14 protein-coding genes are annotated in these 15061 nt (G+C 66.4%); 5 read left to right on the top strand and 9 right to left on the bottom strand.

Going from position 1 to position 15061, the window contains the following annotated elements; all coding sequences use genetic code 11:
* The first annotated feature begins 1 nt into the window (after position 1).
* On the top strand, positions 2 to 748 hold the full coding sequence (locus AB0H00_RS01010; protein ID WP_357258796.1) for a succinate dehydrogenase/fumarate reductase iron-sulfur subunit: 747 nt from the start codon (positions 2 to 4) through the stop codon (positions 746 to 748).
* A gap of 48 nt (positions 749 to 796) precedes the next feature.
* Here the strand turns inward: AB0H00_RS01010 and AB0H00_RS01005 are convergent, their stop codons facing one another.
* The 4 genes from AB0H00_RS01005 to AB0H00_RS00990 form a co-directional block, all read right to left on the bottom strand.
* Positions 797 to 994, bottom strand: a complete 198-nt coding sequence (locus AB0H00_RS01005; RefSeq protein ID WP_357258793.1) for a hypothetical protein — start codon at positions 992 to 994, stop codon at positions 797 to 799.
* Positions 995 to 1167: 173 nt separating this feature from the next.
* On the bottom strand, positions 1168 to 1389 hold the full coding sequence (locus tag AB0H00_RS01000) for a DUF397 domain-containing protein (RefSeq protein ID WP_357258790.1): 222 nt from the start codon (positions 1387 to 1389) through the stop codon (positions 1168 to 1170).
* A 31-nt stretch (positions 1390 to 1420) separates the two neighbouring features.
* Positions 1421 to 1627 carry a DUF397 domain-containing protein gene (locus AB0H00_RS00995; protein ID WP_357258787.1) on the bottom strand — a complete coding sequence of 69 codons (207 nt, stop codon included), beginning with the start codon at positions 1625 to 1627 and terminating at the stop codon, positions 1421 to 1423.
* Complete coding sequence (locus AB0H00_RS00990; RefSeq protein ID WP_357258784.1) at positions 1624 to 2577, bottom strand: helix-turn-helix transcriptional regulator; 954 nt, start codon at positions 2575 to 2577, stop codon at positions 1624 to 1626. Before AB0H00_RS00990 ends, AB0H00_RS00995 begins: the two co-directional genes overlap by 4 nt.
* 299 nt (positions 2578 to 2876) lie before the next feature.
* On the opposite strand from AB0H00_RS00990, the gene AB0H00_RS00985 reads away from it, so the two are divergent.
* Positions 2877 to 3158: a hypothetical protein gene (locus AB0H00_RS00985; RefSeq protein ID WP_357258781.1), complete on the top strand. Its 282-nt coding sequence runs from the start codon at positions 2877 to 2879 to the stop codon at positions 3156 to 3158.
* Positions 3158 to 3364, top strand: a complete 207-nt coding sequence (locus AB0H00_RS00980; RefSeq protein ID WP_357258779.1) for a hypothetical protein — start codon at positions 3158 to 3160, stop codon at positions 3362 to 3364. Before AB0H00_RS00985 ends, AB0H00_RS00980 begins: the two co-directional genes overlap by 1 nt.
* 45 nt (positions 3365 to 3409) lie before the next feature.
* Here AB0H00_RS00980 and AB0H00_RS00975 read toward each other — a convergent pair whose 3' ends face one another.
* Together AB0H00_RS00975 and AB0H00_RS00970 are read right to left on the bottom strand one after the other, a co-directional pair.
* Positions 3410 to 4366, bottom strand: coding sequence for a DNA-3-methyladenine glycosylase 2 family protein (locus AB0H00_RS00975; RefSeq protein WP_357258776.1), 957 nt, complete (start codon positions 4364 to 4366; stop codon positions 3410 to 3412).
* A gap of 346 nt (positions 4367 to 4712) precedes the next feature.
* The gene (locus AB0H00_RS00970; protein WP_357258773.1) at positions 4713 to 7562 is read right to left on the bottom strand and encodes an FAD-binding and (Fe-S)-binding domain-containing protein; all 2850 of its coding nucleotides are present in this window, start codon (positions 7560 to 7562) and stop codon (positions 4713 to 4715) included.
* Between the two features lie 431 nt (positions 7563 to 7993).
* Here AB0H00_RS00970 and AB0H00_RS00965 point away from each other — a divergent pair, with 431 nt between their 5' ends.
* A complete protein-coding gene (locus AB0H00_RS00965) occupies positions 7994 to 9874 on the top strand; it encodes an ABC transporter ATP-binding protein (RefSeq protein WP_357258770.1) in 1881 nt (626 codons plus the stop codon).
* 51 nt (positions 9875 to 9925) lie between these two features.
* Here AB0H00_RS00965 and AB0H00_RS00960 read toward each other — a convergent pair whose 3' ends face one another.
* Positions 9926 to 11419 carry an alpha/beta hydrolase gene (locus AB0H00_RS00960; RefSeq protein WP_357258767.1) on the bottom strand — a complete coding sequence of 498 codons (1494 nt, stop codon included), beginning with the start codon at positions 11417 to 11419 and terminating at the stop codon, positions 9926 to 9928.
* 130 nt (positions 11420 to 11549) lie between these two features.
* Positions 11550 to 12269 (bottom strand): TetR/AcrR family transcriptional regulator, encoded by a 720-nt coding sequence (locus AB0H00_RS00955; protein ID WP_357258764.1) that lies wholly within the window; start codon positions 12267 to 12269, stop codon positions 11550 to 11552.
* 124 nt (positions 12270 to 12393) lie between these two features.
* On the opposite strand from AB0H00_RS00955, the gene AB0H00_RS00950 reads away from it, so the two are divergent.
* Positions 12394 to 13917, top strand: coding sequence for an MFS transporter (locus AB0H00_RS00950; RefSeq protein WP_357258761.1), 1524 nt, complete (start codon positions 12394 to 12396; stop codon positions 13915 to 13917).
* Between the two features lie 112 nt (positions 13918 to 14029).
* On the opposite strand, the gene AB0H00_RS00945 is transcribed toward AB0H00_RS00950, so the two are convergent.
* Positions 14030 to 15025: an oxidoreductase gene (locus tag AB0H00_RS00945; protein ID WP_357258758.1), complete on the bottom strand. Its 996-nt coding sequence runs from the start codon at positions 15023 to 15025 to the stop codon at positions 14030 to 14032.
* Positions 15026 to 15061 lie beyond the last annotated feature (36 nt).

The raw sequence follows: 15061 nt of genomic DNA, 5'->3' as shown, positions 1-15061 counted from the left end.
GATGGGTTACGACGCCGAATTCCGCGTGTGGCGCGGCGACCTCGAGGGCGGTGCACTGCACGACTTCACCGTGCTGGTGAACGAGGGCGAGGTGGTGCTCGACATCATTCACCGGCTGCAGGCCACGCAGGCACCCGACCTGGCCGTCCGCTGGAACTGCAAGGCGGGCAAGTGCGGTTCCTGTTCCGCCGAGGTGAACGGGCGTCCGCGCCTGCTGTGCATGACGCGCATGTCCACCTTCACCGAGGACGAGGTGATCACGGTGACGCCGATGCGCACCTTTCCGGTGATCAAGGATCTGGTGACCGATGTTTCCTTCAACTACGAGAAAGCCAGGGAAATCCCGTCGTTCACGCCGCCTGACGATCTGAAGCCGGGCGACTACCGGATGCAGCAGGTCGACGTGCAGCGTTCGCAGGAATTCCGCAAGTGCATCGAGTGTTTCCTGTGTCAGGACACCTGCCACGTGGTGCGTGACCATGAGGAGAACAAGACATCGTTCGCGGGGCCGCGGTACCTGATGCGGATCGCCGAGTTGGAGATGCATCCGCTGGATGTGGCCGACCGCAGGGAACTGGCACAGGACGAGCAAGGACTCGGCTTCTGCAATATCACCAAGTGCTGCACCGAGGTCTGCCCGGAGCACATCAAGATCACCGACAACGCGTTGATTCCGCTCAAGGAGCGGGTGGCCGACCGGAAATACGATCCACTGGTCTGGCTGGGCAACAAGCTTTTCCGACGCTAGCACGCCGTGGCAACCGGCCGGGAGCACACCCGGCCGGTGGGCGCACGCTTACAGCGTCGCCACCACACCGATGGCGACGATCCACACCAGCAGGCCGACGAACAACGCCGACAGCACCGAGCTGGTGAGGATGAAGACACCGATTGCCGACACCGCGAACAACAGCGCGACGATCAGCCATTCGACCCAATCCCCCGGACGCAGTTTCTTGTAGCGGGGATGGGAACTCTTGAGCCCACGGTCCACAACAAGTTGTCTACCCGTCAGCAGCCGGTGGCAAACATTTTTCGTTGTCGAATCTCTGCCATTTCGTGATCTGAAAGTGCAGAGTGTGTCACATCGTGCCCGCCTATCGGGGGTATTGTCTCCCCCCGAACTCGGCCCGGCAGCTCGTCACCCGCCGCCGGGCCGTGCCATCACTATTCCGGCCGGTCGAACTCACCGTCGTGGACGCCCGCGGTGAAGGCCGCCCATTCCCCCGGGGTGAAGATCAGCACGGGTCCGTCGGGATCCTTGCCGTTGCGTAGGCCTACGTGCCCATCGGCGAGCAGCGCTACCTCCACGCTATTGCTCGCGCCTTCGCCCGCCTTACGCCAGGTCGCGCCGGCCAGATCGACGTTCGTGTTGCCTTGGATGCTCACGACATGGACTCCTTTGCTCTCTCTGCTGCCCTTATGAGCGGACGAACTCTCCACCGGTCACACCCGCGGTGAACGCATCCCATTCCACCGGTGTGAACACGAGGGCTGGTCCGCTGGGGTTCTTGCTGTCACGTACGCCGACGTGGCTACCGTCGAGGAAAGCCACCTCCACACAGTCCTTGCCCGCTCCGCTGCGGGTGCTCTTGAACCACTGCGCACCAACCAGATCGAAACTCATGCCGCATACTCCTTCGCTACCTGCCGAAGCAGGTGTCTACTCGACTGAATATCCAGCGCACAGCGCTGGAGGCACTCGTGGGCCCGATCGTACCGCCGCACATCGGCACGTCTTTCCAAGTAAAGATCTCCGGTGAAACCTTCCGTGTACACCACTGACGGTTCGACCAGCTGCCCTTTGCTATCGGTTCCGAACTCGAGAACCGTGAACGGCCCGGTGGATACTCCGAGCGGGACACCAGCCGCGAACGGCAGGATACGCAGCGAGATATTGCTTCGAGTACTGAAATCGGCAAGATGTCGTAGCTGCGCCGCCATCACTTTTACGCCACCAACTACTCTGCGCAGCACGGACTCGTGCAAGACCACGTCAACGGTGGCGGGCGACGCCTTCCTCGTGATCAGGGCCTGCCGCTGTAAGCGCAGCTGGACCCGCCGATGGAGTTCCGCCTCCGAATCGTTGGGATAGCCCAGACGATTCAACGCCATGGCGTAGTCGGCGGTCTGCAACAACCCGAGGACGAGTTCGGACTGGTAGGAGGTGAGGTGGCGGGCTGATGCCTCGAGACCGACGTAGACATCGAAGTTTTCGGGTATCAGATCGCCGTAGGCGTGCCACCAACTCTTGACCGCCGCCTGCTGGGCCAGACCCTTGAGACCGTCGGCCAGGTCGTCCGGAATCCCGTAGATTCGGCAAAGTTCCTGGATGTCGATGGTGCGGATGCGGTCGGCTTGCCCCTTCTCCATGCGCTGCAAAGTACTTGCGCCCCATTCCATCAGCTTCGACGCCTCGGCGATGGTGAGCCCCGCCTGAGTGCGCCAATCCCGGAGGTATCTGCCGAGTTGCCTGCGGGGTAGGGTTGAGGAGGGATTTTCAGAACCGCTTGGTTTGTCGGACCCGCAGGACGCTTCCTGGGAATTCGCTGACGCTCTTACCGAACTCTCTGACACAGCACGCTCCGTTCTGTGTTCCGATTACCGCCCGAGGGCGATCTGGGTCGACCCACAAGCTCGGTTCCCCGTCGCTTCGCTTGGGCAGAGGGCTCTTTCGTCCACTATGGAGAATCCTCTCCTCCGAGCTGGATTTCGTGCTGGGAATTCGCGCGAAAATTTTGGATATCCACGATGATCGTTGTCCCACAGTCGAGGCGGTGGTGTGCTGGAAGTATGCCCGGAAGGTCTCCGGCCCGTTCGTCGCCCACTGCGAAACGCACGGGCACGCACAGGAGTCGCACACAGAACGAGGAGTCATGGCAGCACACGTCATAGCGTCGTCGTTGATGACCAGCGATCTCACTCCGCATCGGGCACGTGGAATCGGGCAAGAGAGCTGGGTGGCGCCCTCTCTGGGCCTGACCTGCGCGCAGGCGATCGCCGCCCTGCGTGTGGCCGAAGTCCTACCCACGCCGCTTGGCTCAGTGGGCGAGCCGGCCGACGAGGTCGGAATGACCGCGCGCCGGCCGCGGGGGCCCCGTCCCGCCCCGACCAGGCATCACCGGATCGTCGGCGCCCGCGGAAAGGGAGTCGCCTGATGCCGCTGACCGAGGTGAACATACAGGTCGCCGCACTGCTCGCCTGCGGAGCCGATCCTGGTGCGATGAGCATCGAGCAAGCCCATGCCGCAATGCAATTACATATCGACTGCACCGTGGACCGGTGCCAGGTGCGCCGCCGCGCGCGCACGACGCTGGTAGAGGCGGGCAAGTGCGTGCTCGACGAGCGCGCGCTGCCCTGCTGAGTAGTTGGCGGTCTCCTCGGCCGGTCACGCCCCGGCGCAGGTCGCTCAGTGCCAGGTGTGGTCCGTCAGCGGCGTACGCGGGCCGAACTTCGGCTTGTGGAAATGTCCGCTGATCTCGAGTAGCCGGATCGCCCGATACCGATGCGGGCGTAGCGGTTCCAGGTAGTCGACCAGCGCCTCATCATCGAGTGGGTGACCGAGCAGGGTCCAGCCGACCGTCGCGGCGAGATGGTAGTCGCCGACCGACAACGCGTCGGCGTCACCGAACGCCCGCTGTGCTACCTCCGCGGCGGTCCACACCCCGATGCCAGGGATGGCCCGCAGCATGCGCGCGGCCTCGGCCGGATCGGCCTGTGCCGCCCGCTCCAGCGAGCTCGCCACCCGGGCCGCGCGCACGATGGTCTGAGCGCGCTGCGGGCCGACGTTGGCGCGATGGTAGGTCCAGGACGGAATCCGCCGCCAGGTGTCGGCGTCCGGCGGCAGTCGCATCTCCGCCGGCCCGGGCCCGGGCGCGGGCTCCCCGAACCGCCGCACCAGTGTTCGCCACGAGGCGCGAGCCGAGACGGTGTGCACTTTTTGTTCCAGCACGGCAGGTACCAGCGCCTCGAAGACCAGTCCGGTCCGCAGCATGCGCAGACCTGGATAACGGCGGTGGGCGTCGACGAGCTTCGGGTGATCGGGAGCGAACGTCGAGAGGTCCTCGTCCAGGCACAGCATGTGCTCGAGGCCGTCTAAAAATTCGGCCGCGCCGGGGCCCCAGGCGCGGGCCTCGACAGCGCACTGCCCGGACTGGGTCAACCGGTAGGTGACCGGGCCGGTGGGGAGGCGGCAAGCGTGCCAGTGCGCGCCGTCGCTGGAGACCCGATGGCAGGGGTCGCCGTTGCCACGGCCGAGCGGGGCGAGGGTGCACGCGAGATCGATCGGCCGATCCGCTGTCAGGGTCCTGGACGAACCGGCCCGGCCCGCTCCCGGCTCGACCATCGAGTTGCGCACCTGGATCATTCTGCCCCGGTGCGGGCTCGGGACATCGTCCGCCACAATCGGCCGAGAATCGCTTCCCCAGGCGATGCCGCACCATTCAATAGCGATTCCGCATAGTGCCTGAACGTAGGTATTTTGTAACGCGAAGAAATTGCATGCCGATACTGATTTCGATCGGCAAACAGCTGGCAGTCGCCATTACGGAGGTTTCTGATGATCACCAATGTGCTCAACTGGTTGCTCAACGCCTGGGGCGGCGTTTCCGCGGGCAGCTCGGGCTACCAGATTTCGCCCGGGACCCTGCCTTTCGGCAGCTGAGCGGCGTGGCGCACTCGCCGCGGCCAGTTGCGGCGGGTGCGCGAAAGCCTCATTGCCCCAAGAGGAACTGGGCGAGATGCCGACTTCTTCGCCCGGCCAGGGCAACGGCCTGCGTGCGACAGGAGAATCCGTCGGCGAGGAGGATCGCGTCGTCTCCCGAAGTACGCAAGACGGGCAGCATGCCATTCTCGGCCACCGCGACCGAAATGTCGTAATGGCCGGTTTGCATTCCGAAGTTTCCCGCCATGCCGCAGCATCCGGTGATTTCAGTCACATTGATGTCCATACTGGTTAATAACTGGCGATCGGCATCGAAGCCGAGAATCGCGTGCTGGTGACAATGCGGTTGAACCACCACCGACTGCCCGGTCCGCAATGGCGGGCGCCAGTTCGGTTGCTCGGCGAGGAACTCGGCAAGCGTGCGCACCGCCGCCGCGATAGTGGCCGACCGCGGGTCGTCCGGAAGCAGCTCTGGAAGGTCCGCGCGCAGGACCGCGGTGCAGGACGGTTCAAGTCCGACCACGAGGCCTCCAGCGCGCACGTGCGCCTCCAGCGCGGCCATGGTGTCACGCAGCCGGGCACGGGCGCCGTCGAGCTGCCCCGTACTGATCCAGGTGAGGCCACAGCAGACACGGTGATCGGGAATCCGGACGCGGTAGCCGAGCGCGGTCACCAACCGGGCCGCGGCCAGTCCGATCTCCGGGTCGAAGGCATTGGTGAAGGTGTCGATCCACAACATCACCTCGCCCGAGCGGTCGTCGGATCGGCCACGGGTAGTGCTGTCCTCGAGCCGAGGGGCAGAGCGGTCCCCGAGCAGGTCGGGTGGGTCTCCCAACTCGGCGAGCCGAGCGCCGTCGTCCAGGTCACGCCATATGCGGCGGAAACTTCGTTCGGCGAGGCGCGGCACAGCGCGGCGTGGATCGATTCCCGCCGCCCGCAGTCCGAGTCGGCGCAGCACGGCACGATCGGCCAGCGCGTTGACGACCCGAGGCAGCCGGCTCGCGACGGCGAGCCACCACGGCAGCCAACCGAGCGAATAGTGATCGGCCGGGCGCGGCCGATGGCGGTAGCGGCGGTGCAGCGCCTCCGATTTATAGGTGGCCAGATCGACGCCCGCCGGACAGTCCGAGCGGCACGCCCGGCAGGACAGGCACAGATCGAGCGATTCGGCGACGGCCTGCGACGACCACGGCAGCGCACCCCGCACCACTTCCTGCAGCACCCTCGCCCGCCCTCGCGTGCTGTCCTTCTCGTCCCTGGTGGCCAGGTAGGACGGGCACATGAAACCGCCGTCGGCGCGGCACTTGCCCACGCCGACACAGCGATGGACGGCTGTGCTCAGATCGCCGTCGTCGTGTGGGAACGCGTATCCGTTCGACGACCCGACAACCGGCAGCCCGGCGAGCCGCAGATCGACATCGATCGGACGCGGCGCGACCAGGACACCCGGGTTCAGCACATCACGAGGATCGAACAGCGCCTTGTACCCGGCGAAGACATCGAGCACTGCGCGGGAGTACATCACCGAGAGCAGTTCCGAGCGGGCACGACCGTCGCCGTGCTCGCCGGAGAGCGAGCCGCCATGCCGCACGACCAGCTCGGCCGCGTCGAAGAGGAAGGCGCGAAAACGCTGCGGCGCGTCGGCGATCGGCAGGTCGAGGCGAACATGGATGCAGCCGTCGCCGATATGCCCGTAGAGCAGACCGTCCACATCGTGATCCCGGGTCAGCGCGGCGAAATCGCGCAAGTAGGCACCGAGCCGTTCGGACGGAACGGCCGCGTCCTCCCACCCCGGCCAGGCCGGGCGGCCGTCCCGCGTGCGACCGGCGAATCCGGCGCCATCGGCCCGAATCTGCCAGAGGGCCGCGGCGGCAACAGGATCGGTGACGATCCTGGCGTCGAGTGCACCCGCGGTCCGGCACAGCCGCTGTGCGACCGCCACCGCCTCGATCTGCGTCGCACCCGCGGTCTCGACGAACAACCATCCTCCGCCGGAGGGCAGTTCGGGGACCCGGCCCCGATGGGCGCGGACCACGTCGACCAACCGCGCGTCGATGCCTTCGACCGCGATCGGCGCGCAAGCCATGACGGCGGCGACATCGTCGGCCGCGGTGGCGATGTCGGGGTATCCGAGCACGGTGAGCACGGTCGCCGCGGGCAGCGCGACCAACTCGACCGTCGCGTCCAGTAGCAGGCCACAGGTGCCTTCGCTGCCGACGAACGCCTTCGCCGCCGATGCGCCCCGCTCGGGCAGAAGATGTTCGATACCGTAGCCGGAGGCCTGGCGGCCGAAACGGCCGAGATCGGTGCGCAGCACCGCGAGATGCGCCTTGGTGAACTCCGCGAGCCCCGGCACCGCCGACAGGTCGGCGGCCAGCCTGCGCTCCGTGTGGGTGCCGTCCAGAATCCGCAGTTCACGTACGGTGTCGGAGGTGCGCCCCCAGGCGACGGCCCGGGGCCCGCAGGCGTTGTTGCCGATCATGCCGCCGAACGTGCAGCGATTCTGCGTCGACGGATCCGGTCCGAAGCGCAACCCGAGCGGCCGGGCCGCGGCCTGCAACTGCGAAAGCACCACACCTGGTTGCACCGTGGCGACGCGCGCCGCAGGATCCAGCGCCAAGATCCGGTTCATGTGCCTGCTGAAATCGAGCACGAGCCCGGGACCGATCGCGTTGCCCGCCACCGAGGTTCCTCCACCACGCGCGGTTACCGACAGACCGTGGTCGCAGGCGAACTCGAGCGTGGACGCGACGTCCGCGTCGGTGCGGGGGAAAACGACCGCTGCTGGCAGAACACGGTAGTTCGAGGCGTCCGAGGAGTACTCCGCACGGCGGCGCGCGGAGGTGTCGACCTCACCCGCGATCCTGCCGCGCAGTGCCGCCATCCGGTTCTCGGTCACCTAGCCAGCCTAGAAGCTGTGTTTGTTGGCCGCGCGGGCGCGGCGTGTTCGCGGCCCCCTGGTGGCTAACGGGGAATGCTCGGTCTCGCTGCGCTCGGAAGTGGAAGCTGAGCCGATGTGGTTGCGTGGGGGCGGTATCGGCGGCACTGGGGTGTGCCACGCTCGGATGGCTCGCAGCTGGGGTGACTGCCACTGGTGACTCGTCGCGGACGCGGCGGACACTTGGACGCAAGCGGCTGCCTCGCCTTCGCTCAGCCAGGCGCGGGCCGATGACGGACAGAATCCGGCTGCGCCCGAGCGGAGGCGGCGACCGGTTTCGCTGTCGGCGGAATGGGGGTCGCGCCCGGAATCGACTTGAACTCAACCGCTGTTGAGGTCTTAGTGTCGGTGGCCATGGCTTTGATGGGTGGGGAGCGAGAAGGAGAAACGACGTGAGTATCGAATCCGTGGCGTGGAGCCAGATGTACCGGCGGGCCAACGCGCCACAGGAGCAGCGGCCGTTCCGTCTGGCCACCGCCGAGCGGATCATCCGGTTCGCCGTGCCGCATCGGCGACGAATCGGCGCGTTCCTACTGTTCAGTGTGTTGTCGGCGGTGCTCGCGGTAGCGACGCCGGTACTGGCGGGTCACGTGGTCGACGGCATCGTCGGCGGGGCGGCGCCGCGCGTAGTGGTCACCCTCGCGCTGGTGATCGGCATGCTCGCGGTGTTCGACGCCGGGCTCGGGCTGGTGATCCGCTGGCTGTCGTCCCGGATCGGCGAGGGACTGATCCTCGACCTGCGCACCGCCGTATTCGACCACGTGCAACGGATGCCGGTCGCCTTCTTTACGCGGACCAGGACCGGTGCGCTGGTCAGCCGCTTGAACAACGATGTGATCGGCGCGCAACGCGCGTTCAGCGACACCCTCTCCGGAGTGGTGGCCAATCTGGTGACTCTCGCGCTCACGCTCGGCGTTATGGTCAGCATCTCGTGGCAGATCACACTGCTCGCGCTGGTGTTGCTTCCGGTGTTCGTGGTCCCCGCGCGCAGGATGGGCAATCGCCTCGCGGGCATGCAGCGCGAGGCGGCCGGGTTGAACGCGGCGATGAGCACCCAGATGACCGAGCGGTTCTCCGCGCCCGGCGCGACGCTGGTGAAGCTGTTCGGCCGTCCGGAGCAGGAATCCGACGAGTTCGCGATGCGGGCGCGCCGGGTACGAGACATCGGCGTGCGCACCGCGATGCTGCAGACCGTGTTCGTCACCTCGCTCACACTGGTGTCGGCACTGGCGATCGCCTTGGTGTATGGGCTCGGCGGCTGGTACGCCCTGCGCGGACAGTTGGACGCGGGCGCGGTCGTGTCGCTGTCGCTACTGCTGACCAGGCTTTACACCCCACTTACCGCGCTGGCAAGCGCGCGGATGGAGATCATGGCCGCGCTGGTGAGCTTCGAGCGGGTGTTCGAGGTGCTCGATCTGAAGCCGCTGATCGAGGACGCGCCCGGCGCGAAGCCGGTGCCGGAGGGACCGGTCGCGGTGGAGTTGGACGAGGTGAGCTTCGGCTACCCGTCGGCCGACAAAGTGTCGCTGGCCTCGCTCGAGGACGTGGCCACTCTGGACACTCGCGGCGGGGTGGAGGTGCTGCACAAGGTGTCGCTGCGTGCCGAGCCGGGCCAGCTGATCGCACTGGTCGGGTCGTCGGGCGCAGGAAAATCCACTGTCGCCCAGCTGGTTTCCCGACTCTACGACGTCGACGGCGGCGCGGTGCGGTTGAACGGCACCGATGTGCGCGAACTGACTACCAGGTCGATCCGGGAGACGGTCGGACTCGTCACCCAGGACGGGCACCTGTTCCACGACACCATCCGGGCCAACCTGCTGCTCGCCCGGCCGGAGGCGACCGAGGACGAACTGTGGGACGCGTTGGAGCGCGCACGGCTGCGGGATCTGGTCTCGTCACTGTCGGACGGCCTGGAAACGGTGGTCGGCGAGCGCGGCTACCGGCTCTCCGGCGGTGAGCGCCAGCGCCTGACGATCGCCCGGCTGCTGCTCAAACAGCCGCGAGTGGTGATCCTGGACGAGGCGACGGCGTCGCTGGACTCGACTTCGGAAGCCGCCGTGCAGGAGGCGCTCGCGGAAGCGCTGGACGGCCGGACCGCCCTGGTGATCGCACACCGCTTGTCGACGATCCGCGCGGCCGACCAGATCTTGGTGCTGGAGGACGGCCGAATCGTGGAGCGCGGTACCCATACTCAGCTGTTGGCCGCCGACGGGCGTTATGCGGAGTTGTACCGCACCCAGTTCGCCGACGAGACCGTCACGGTCGCCGCTTGACCGATCCACCGGCCCGGATGAGACCGACCATCCTGGGTCAGCGGTGCCCGCCTACAGGGCCGGCTGATCCGCGTAGCAGGTGATGTCGGTATCCGGCAGACTTCCCACGCCGAAGTACGTGTTGATCGCGTTGTTCACACAACTGCTCAGTTCGGGCCGGAATGTCATGTGGATACGGACATCCTGCAGCGTCACCATCCGCGACTCCGACAAGTCCTGATGCAGTCGGACGCCATGGGCATAAGGAGTTCGGGCATCTCCGGTCGCCTGCACGATGAGCGCGGGCACCGAATTCCGTACCACAGTCGGAGGTTCGACCGGCCGAGGCCAGAAGGCGCACGGCTGTATGTTGCCCGCCAGCGCGCCGAAGACCGGTTGCGTGGCACGAGTCTCCTCGATGTTGCGCCAATACCAGGTCGGGTCGACCGGTGCTCCGACATCGCCGCAGGCGATCTGCGCCAGCACCGAGTTCTCGTTGTCGCGCAGCGCCTGCACGATGGCACGAAGCCGAGGCGTCCGCGAAGTCGTGGGCGGACCGCCTGCGGCATCGGCGATCTCCCGCACAGTGGTCGCCAACGCTTCGTTCAGCCGGAAGCTCGTCAGCAGGGAGTGCAGGATGAACGGAAACCAGTGATCGTCGATCGCGAAGCCATCGACGACAATCGGTTGACGTGCGGCGACCCGAACGAGTTCCTCGATCTTTGCCCGCACCTGCCGCGGCGTCGCACCGAAATGAAATTCGCCATCCCGAACGGCGACCCACCCTGCCCAGTCGTCCAGCGCGATCTCTTCCGCCGGACCCCAATCCTGGACCAAGCCCTCCCAATACCGGTCAGGATCGATCGCACTGTCGAGCACTACCCGGTCACTGCGCTCGGGGAACATCTGCGTGAACACAGCCCCGAGGTACGTGCCGTACGACAAGCCGTAGAAGTTGACTTTCTCCTCACCCAGGACGCTTCGCACAATGTCGATGTCGCGTGCGGTGTTGCGAGTGGTGAACTGCCGCAGCTTGTTCGGATCACGAATCAGGCAGGTCGCTGCCATCCCCGCGGACTGAACGGTGTCGTGCACGAATCCGAGCAGCTCCAGACCGGCCGACCGGATCATCTCGCCTACCGGCCACCCGCACCGCGGGCTCCGACCGGATTCGCCGACCCCGCGTGGATCCATGCCGATCAGGTCGTAACTCGCCAAGACCTCCGGCGACAGCACATCGCCGAGCAGATCCATGCTGTCCAGACCCTCCGCACCGGGACCGCCTGGATTGGACAGCAGAATTCCCCGCCGTCGCGCCGGATCGCCGGCCTTCACCCGCGAAATCGCCACGGTCATCGTGCGATCGTCGATTTTCCCGTAGTCGAGCGGCACCAGTACATCCGCGCACTCGCCACCGGCCTTGTCTACATTCTCGACGCCGCAAGGCTTCCACTCGAGCCGCTGGTGATAGAACCTGTCCAACCCGATCGGGTGCGAGTCGTCCGCCGGGTCGGCCTGGCTGTACGCCGGCACAACCATCAGCAGCGACACTGCCACTACAGACATCGAACGCCAGAACAGGTTCACCGACAACAGACTTCGCCTCTCGACATGAGCGCTCACGCAGGTTGGTGCGACGTGAACCGTAGCCGATGCGGCGGTTCGGTTGTGGTAACCCACACCCACTCAGGGTGAGTCAAGCATTTCGACGCGCATCGAGTCCGTCCAGCACGCGGTCCAACCCATAGCGGAACTTCCGTTCGCGCATCTCCGCCGGGTCTCCGTCCCAATCGGTCGGCTGAACTCTCGGGAACTCCAGCGCCGCTTGCTCTGCGGCGGGCCGGAGATCGGCGATGAGCTCTTTCTCGGACTGTCCGCTGCGCGCCAACATGCTCAGCCATGCCGCCTCGGTGATGCCCATGCCCACCACGTAGCTGATCACCGTGCCGATGCCGCCGCTCGCCTCGTCGCCGGGGAATCCGCCCGCCTGGAACAACCCCACCATCCGATCGTTGAGCCGCATCACGTTCGGGCCCAGGTAGGACAGGCCGACCTGGCCTAGCGTCGAGGCCATCCACGGGTGCCGCAGGATCATCGCGCGCAGGCTTCGCGCACACTCCTGTGTCGCCGTGCGCCAGTGCGTCGGATCGTCGATCTCTGGAACGCTGATCTCGCCGTACACCTCGTCGACCACCAACTCGACGAGCTCGTCGCGATTGGCCACGTGTCGGTAGAGCGAGGTGGCGCCCGCGTTCAGACGCGCACCGAGCTGGCGCATGCTCAGCGCCTCCATTCCCTCCGCGTCGAGCAGTGCGACCGCTTCGACCACGATCTGTTCCCTGGTCAGGGCCGGCTGTTCCCTGCCGCGTCGCGGGCGCGTCCACACCGAACCCACTTGCTGTTTCTCCACGGGCATGTGATTCCTTCCGTTGCGTGGAGCTTAGCGCACGATGTTCGCACTTGCGAACGTAAGAATCTCGTGCGTACAGTGTTCGCATAACGAGAACATTGTACGCAATACTGCTGGAAGAGGTTTTCCGATGGACGCGACACCGACCCGCGACCCGAAGCGCTGGTGGATCCTGATCGTGCTGTGCCTCAGCACGCTGGTTCTGGTCATCGACAATTTCGTCCTGGCTGTGGCGGTGCCGCCGCTTGCCGAGGACCTCAACGCGACCGCGCAGGACATCCAGTGGATCCTGGACTCCTACATCCTGGTCTTCGCGGGACTGCTGCTCACCGCGGGCAGTCTGGCCGACCGATTCGGCCGACGGCGGGTGATGGTCATCGGGCTCGCCCTGTTCGGGCTCGCCTCACTGGGGGCGACACTGGCCACGAGCCCGATCGAGATGATCGTGGCCCGCACCGTGATGGGCGTCGGCGGTGCGCTCGTGCTTCCGAGCACACTGTCGATCCTGATCACGGTGTTCGACGACGAGGAGCGGCGCAAGGCGATGAGCTTCTGGAGCGCCGCGTCGGTGCTCGGACTGGTCGGCGGACCAGTGCTCGGCGGCGTGCTCATCGCCCACTTCTGGTGGGGCGCGGCATTCTTGCTCAACATCCCGGTCGCGGTCCTCGCCATCGTCGCCGCGCTAGTGTTGATGCCGGAGTCCAAGGGGCCGTGGACCGAGCCCGACCTGCCCGGCGCTGCGCTTTCCATGGTCGGCATGACCGCACTGGTGTGGACAATCATCGAATTTCCCAAGGGTGGTTTCGATCACGCAAGTACCCTGACCACGCTCGCCACCGCCGTCGTGGCACTGACCGCCTTCGTGATCCGGGAGAAGCGGGTGGCCCACCCGATGGTTCCGCTGAGCCTGTTCCGCAACCGCGATTTCAGCGGCGGCAGCCTGTCGCTGACCCTGGTCCAGGTGGCCAACGGCGGTCTGCTGCTGGTGCTGACCCAGTATCTGCAATTCGTACTCGGCTACTCGCCGACCGAGACGGGCCTGGCATTCATCCCGATGATGGTCGCGTCCATCGTGTTCAACGGGCTGGGCGCGGGAGTCGGCAGCCAGGTCGGCAACCGAACGCTCGCCGTCACCGGCATGCTGATCTCCGCGGTCGGACTCGGTCTATTGGCCGGCATGTCGGCCGACAGCGGCTTCGGAATGCCGGCTGTCGCGCTGGCGGTGCTCGGCGCGGGCGCCGGCCTCGCACAGCCCGCGGCCATCGCCGCGCTGATGGGTGCGGTGCCGCAAGAGCAGGCCGGTGTCGGGTCCGCTTTGAACGACACCATTCAGCAGGCGGGCGCCGCGCTCGGTATCGCCGCTCTGGGGAGCGTCCTGTCGAGCACCTTCACCCGCAGCATGCCCGAGTCCGCGCCGGAACTCGCCAAGCACTCGATCACGGACGCGCTCGCCCTCGCCGCCCGGACCGACAACACCGAACTCGTCACCACCGCCCGCGATGCCTTCACCTCCGCCATGTCGACCAGCTTCCTCGCGGGCGGCGTCGGCATCCTCGCCGCCGCGATCGTCGCCCTGTTCCTCATGCGCAATACCAAGCCCGCCCGTGCGGACCAGGCCGAGAAATCCGCCCAGGCGGCCGCACTGGCCGAGTAGCAGACACCCTCACGAAGCCGGCTCGTTCACTCGAGCTGGCTTTCGCAATGCGTTCGGTCCGAAAATTGCCGTGCGACAGGCCGATAGCGTGCGAGAACGACGGCCCTTACGATCAGAATTCGCCCGCTACTCCGAGAACGGTTCGGCCCGAGTGGGTTCCGTCCTTGATCGAGTGCAGCACGCGCTCCACATCGGTGATCGGCGCATACCGCTCCAGGGCCGAAAGATGTTGCGGGCGCAGCTCGTTACCGAGCCTGGTCCACAGCGCGCGGCGCTTCTCGATCGGGACGTTGACCGAATCTATGCCGAGCAGCGCGACCCCACGGAGGATGAACGGCATCACCGTGGTGGGCAGGTCGGATCCGCCGGTGAGCCCGCTGACCGCGACCGCGCCGCCGTAGCCGATGGCGCTGAGGATGTAGGAGAGCGAGGTGCCGCCGACACTGTCCACCGCCGCCGCCCATCGCGCCTTGGTCAGCGGCCGAAGCTTGGCGTTCGGGTCTTCCGGCAAGCGACCGATCACCTCGTTGGCGCCGATCTCGCTGAGGAAATCGCCCGCATCGGACTTGCCGGTGGAGGCGATGACCTCGAACCCCAGGCCGGAGAGAATGTCCACGCTCACGCTGCCTACACCGCCGGTCGCGCCGGTGACCAGCACCGCGCCGTCGTCCGGGGTGAGGCCACGGTCGAGCAGGGACTGCACGCTCAGTGCCGCGGTGAAGCCCGCGGTGCCGAGTGCGGCGGCATCGCGCGGGCTCAGCGCCCCCAGCTTGACCACCCAATCCCCGGGTACTCTGGCGTATTCCGCGAAACCACCGTGGTGTGAGACTCCGATCTCGTAGCCGTGCGCGACCACCAGGTCGCCGGGAGCGAAGTCGTCGTCCGAGGACGAGACCACCTCGCCGGTCATGTCGATGCCGGGCACGATCGGGTAGTCGCGGACCACGCCACCACCCTTGGTGATCGCCAGGCTGTCCTTGTAGTTCGCGCTCGAGTAGTGCACTTTGATCGTCACTTCGCCCGGCCCGAGGAATTCCTCGTCGACCTGCTGCCGGGTCAGGACGATCCCGCTGTCCGATTCGTGTGCCACCATCGCCCAGAACTCCATGCCGACGAGCATACGAGTGCGGGGCCCCGTGCCAGG

This window comes from Nocardia sp. NPDC023852, from assembly GCF_040639505.1.
Taxonomy (GTDB): domain Bacteria; phylum Actinomycetota; class Actinomycetes; order Mycobacteriales; family Mycobacteriaceae; genus Nocardia.
This window is presented reverse-complemented; position numbering and strand designations above follow the sequence as displayed.

Bases quoted from the DNA above. Each gene is read 5' to 3' on its own strand.
- AB0H00_RS01010 (WP_357258796.1), top strand. From the start codon at position 2: ATGGGTTACGACGCCGAATTCCGCGTGTGGCGCGGCGACCTCGAGGGC.
- AB0H00_RS00995 (WP_357258787.1), bottom strand. From the start codon at position 1,627: ATGAGTTTCGATCTGGTTGGTGCGCAGTGGTTCAAGAGCACCCGCAGC.
- AB0H00_RS00985 (WP_357258781.1), top strand. From the start codon at position 2,877: ATGGCAGCACACGTCATAGCGTCGTCGTTGATGACCAGCGATCTCACT.
- AB0H00_RS00980 (WP_357258779.1), top strand. From the start codon at position 3,158: ATGCCGCTGACCGAGGTGAACATACAGGTCGCCGCACTGCTCGCCTGC.
- AB0H00_RS00975 (WP_357258776.1), bottom strand. From the start codon at position 4,366: ATGATCCAGGTGCGCAACTCGATGGTCGAGCCGGGAGCGGGCCGGGCC.
- AB0H00_RS00960 (WP_357258767.1), bottom strand. From the start codon at position 11,419: ATGTCTGTAGTGGCAGTGTCGCTGCTGATGGTTGTGCCGGCGTACAGC.
- AB0H00_RS00955 (WP_357258764.1), bottom strand. From the start codon at position 12,269: ATGCCCGTGGAGAAACAGCAAGTGGGTTCGGTGTGGACGCGCCCGCGA.
- AB0H00_RS00950 (WP_357258761.1), top strand. From the start codon at position 12,394: ATGGACGCGACACCGACCCGCGACCCGAAGCGCTGGTGGATCCTGATC.
- AB0H00_RS00945 (WP_357258758.1), bottom strand. From the start codon at position 15,025: ATGGAGTTCTGGGCGATGGTGGCACACGAATCGGACAGCGGGATCGTC.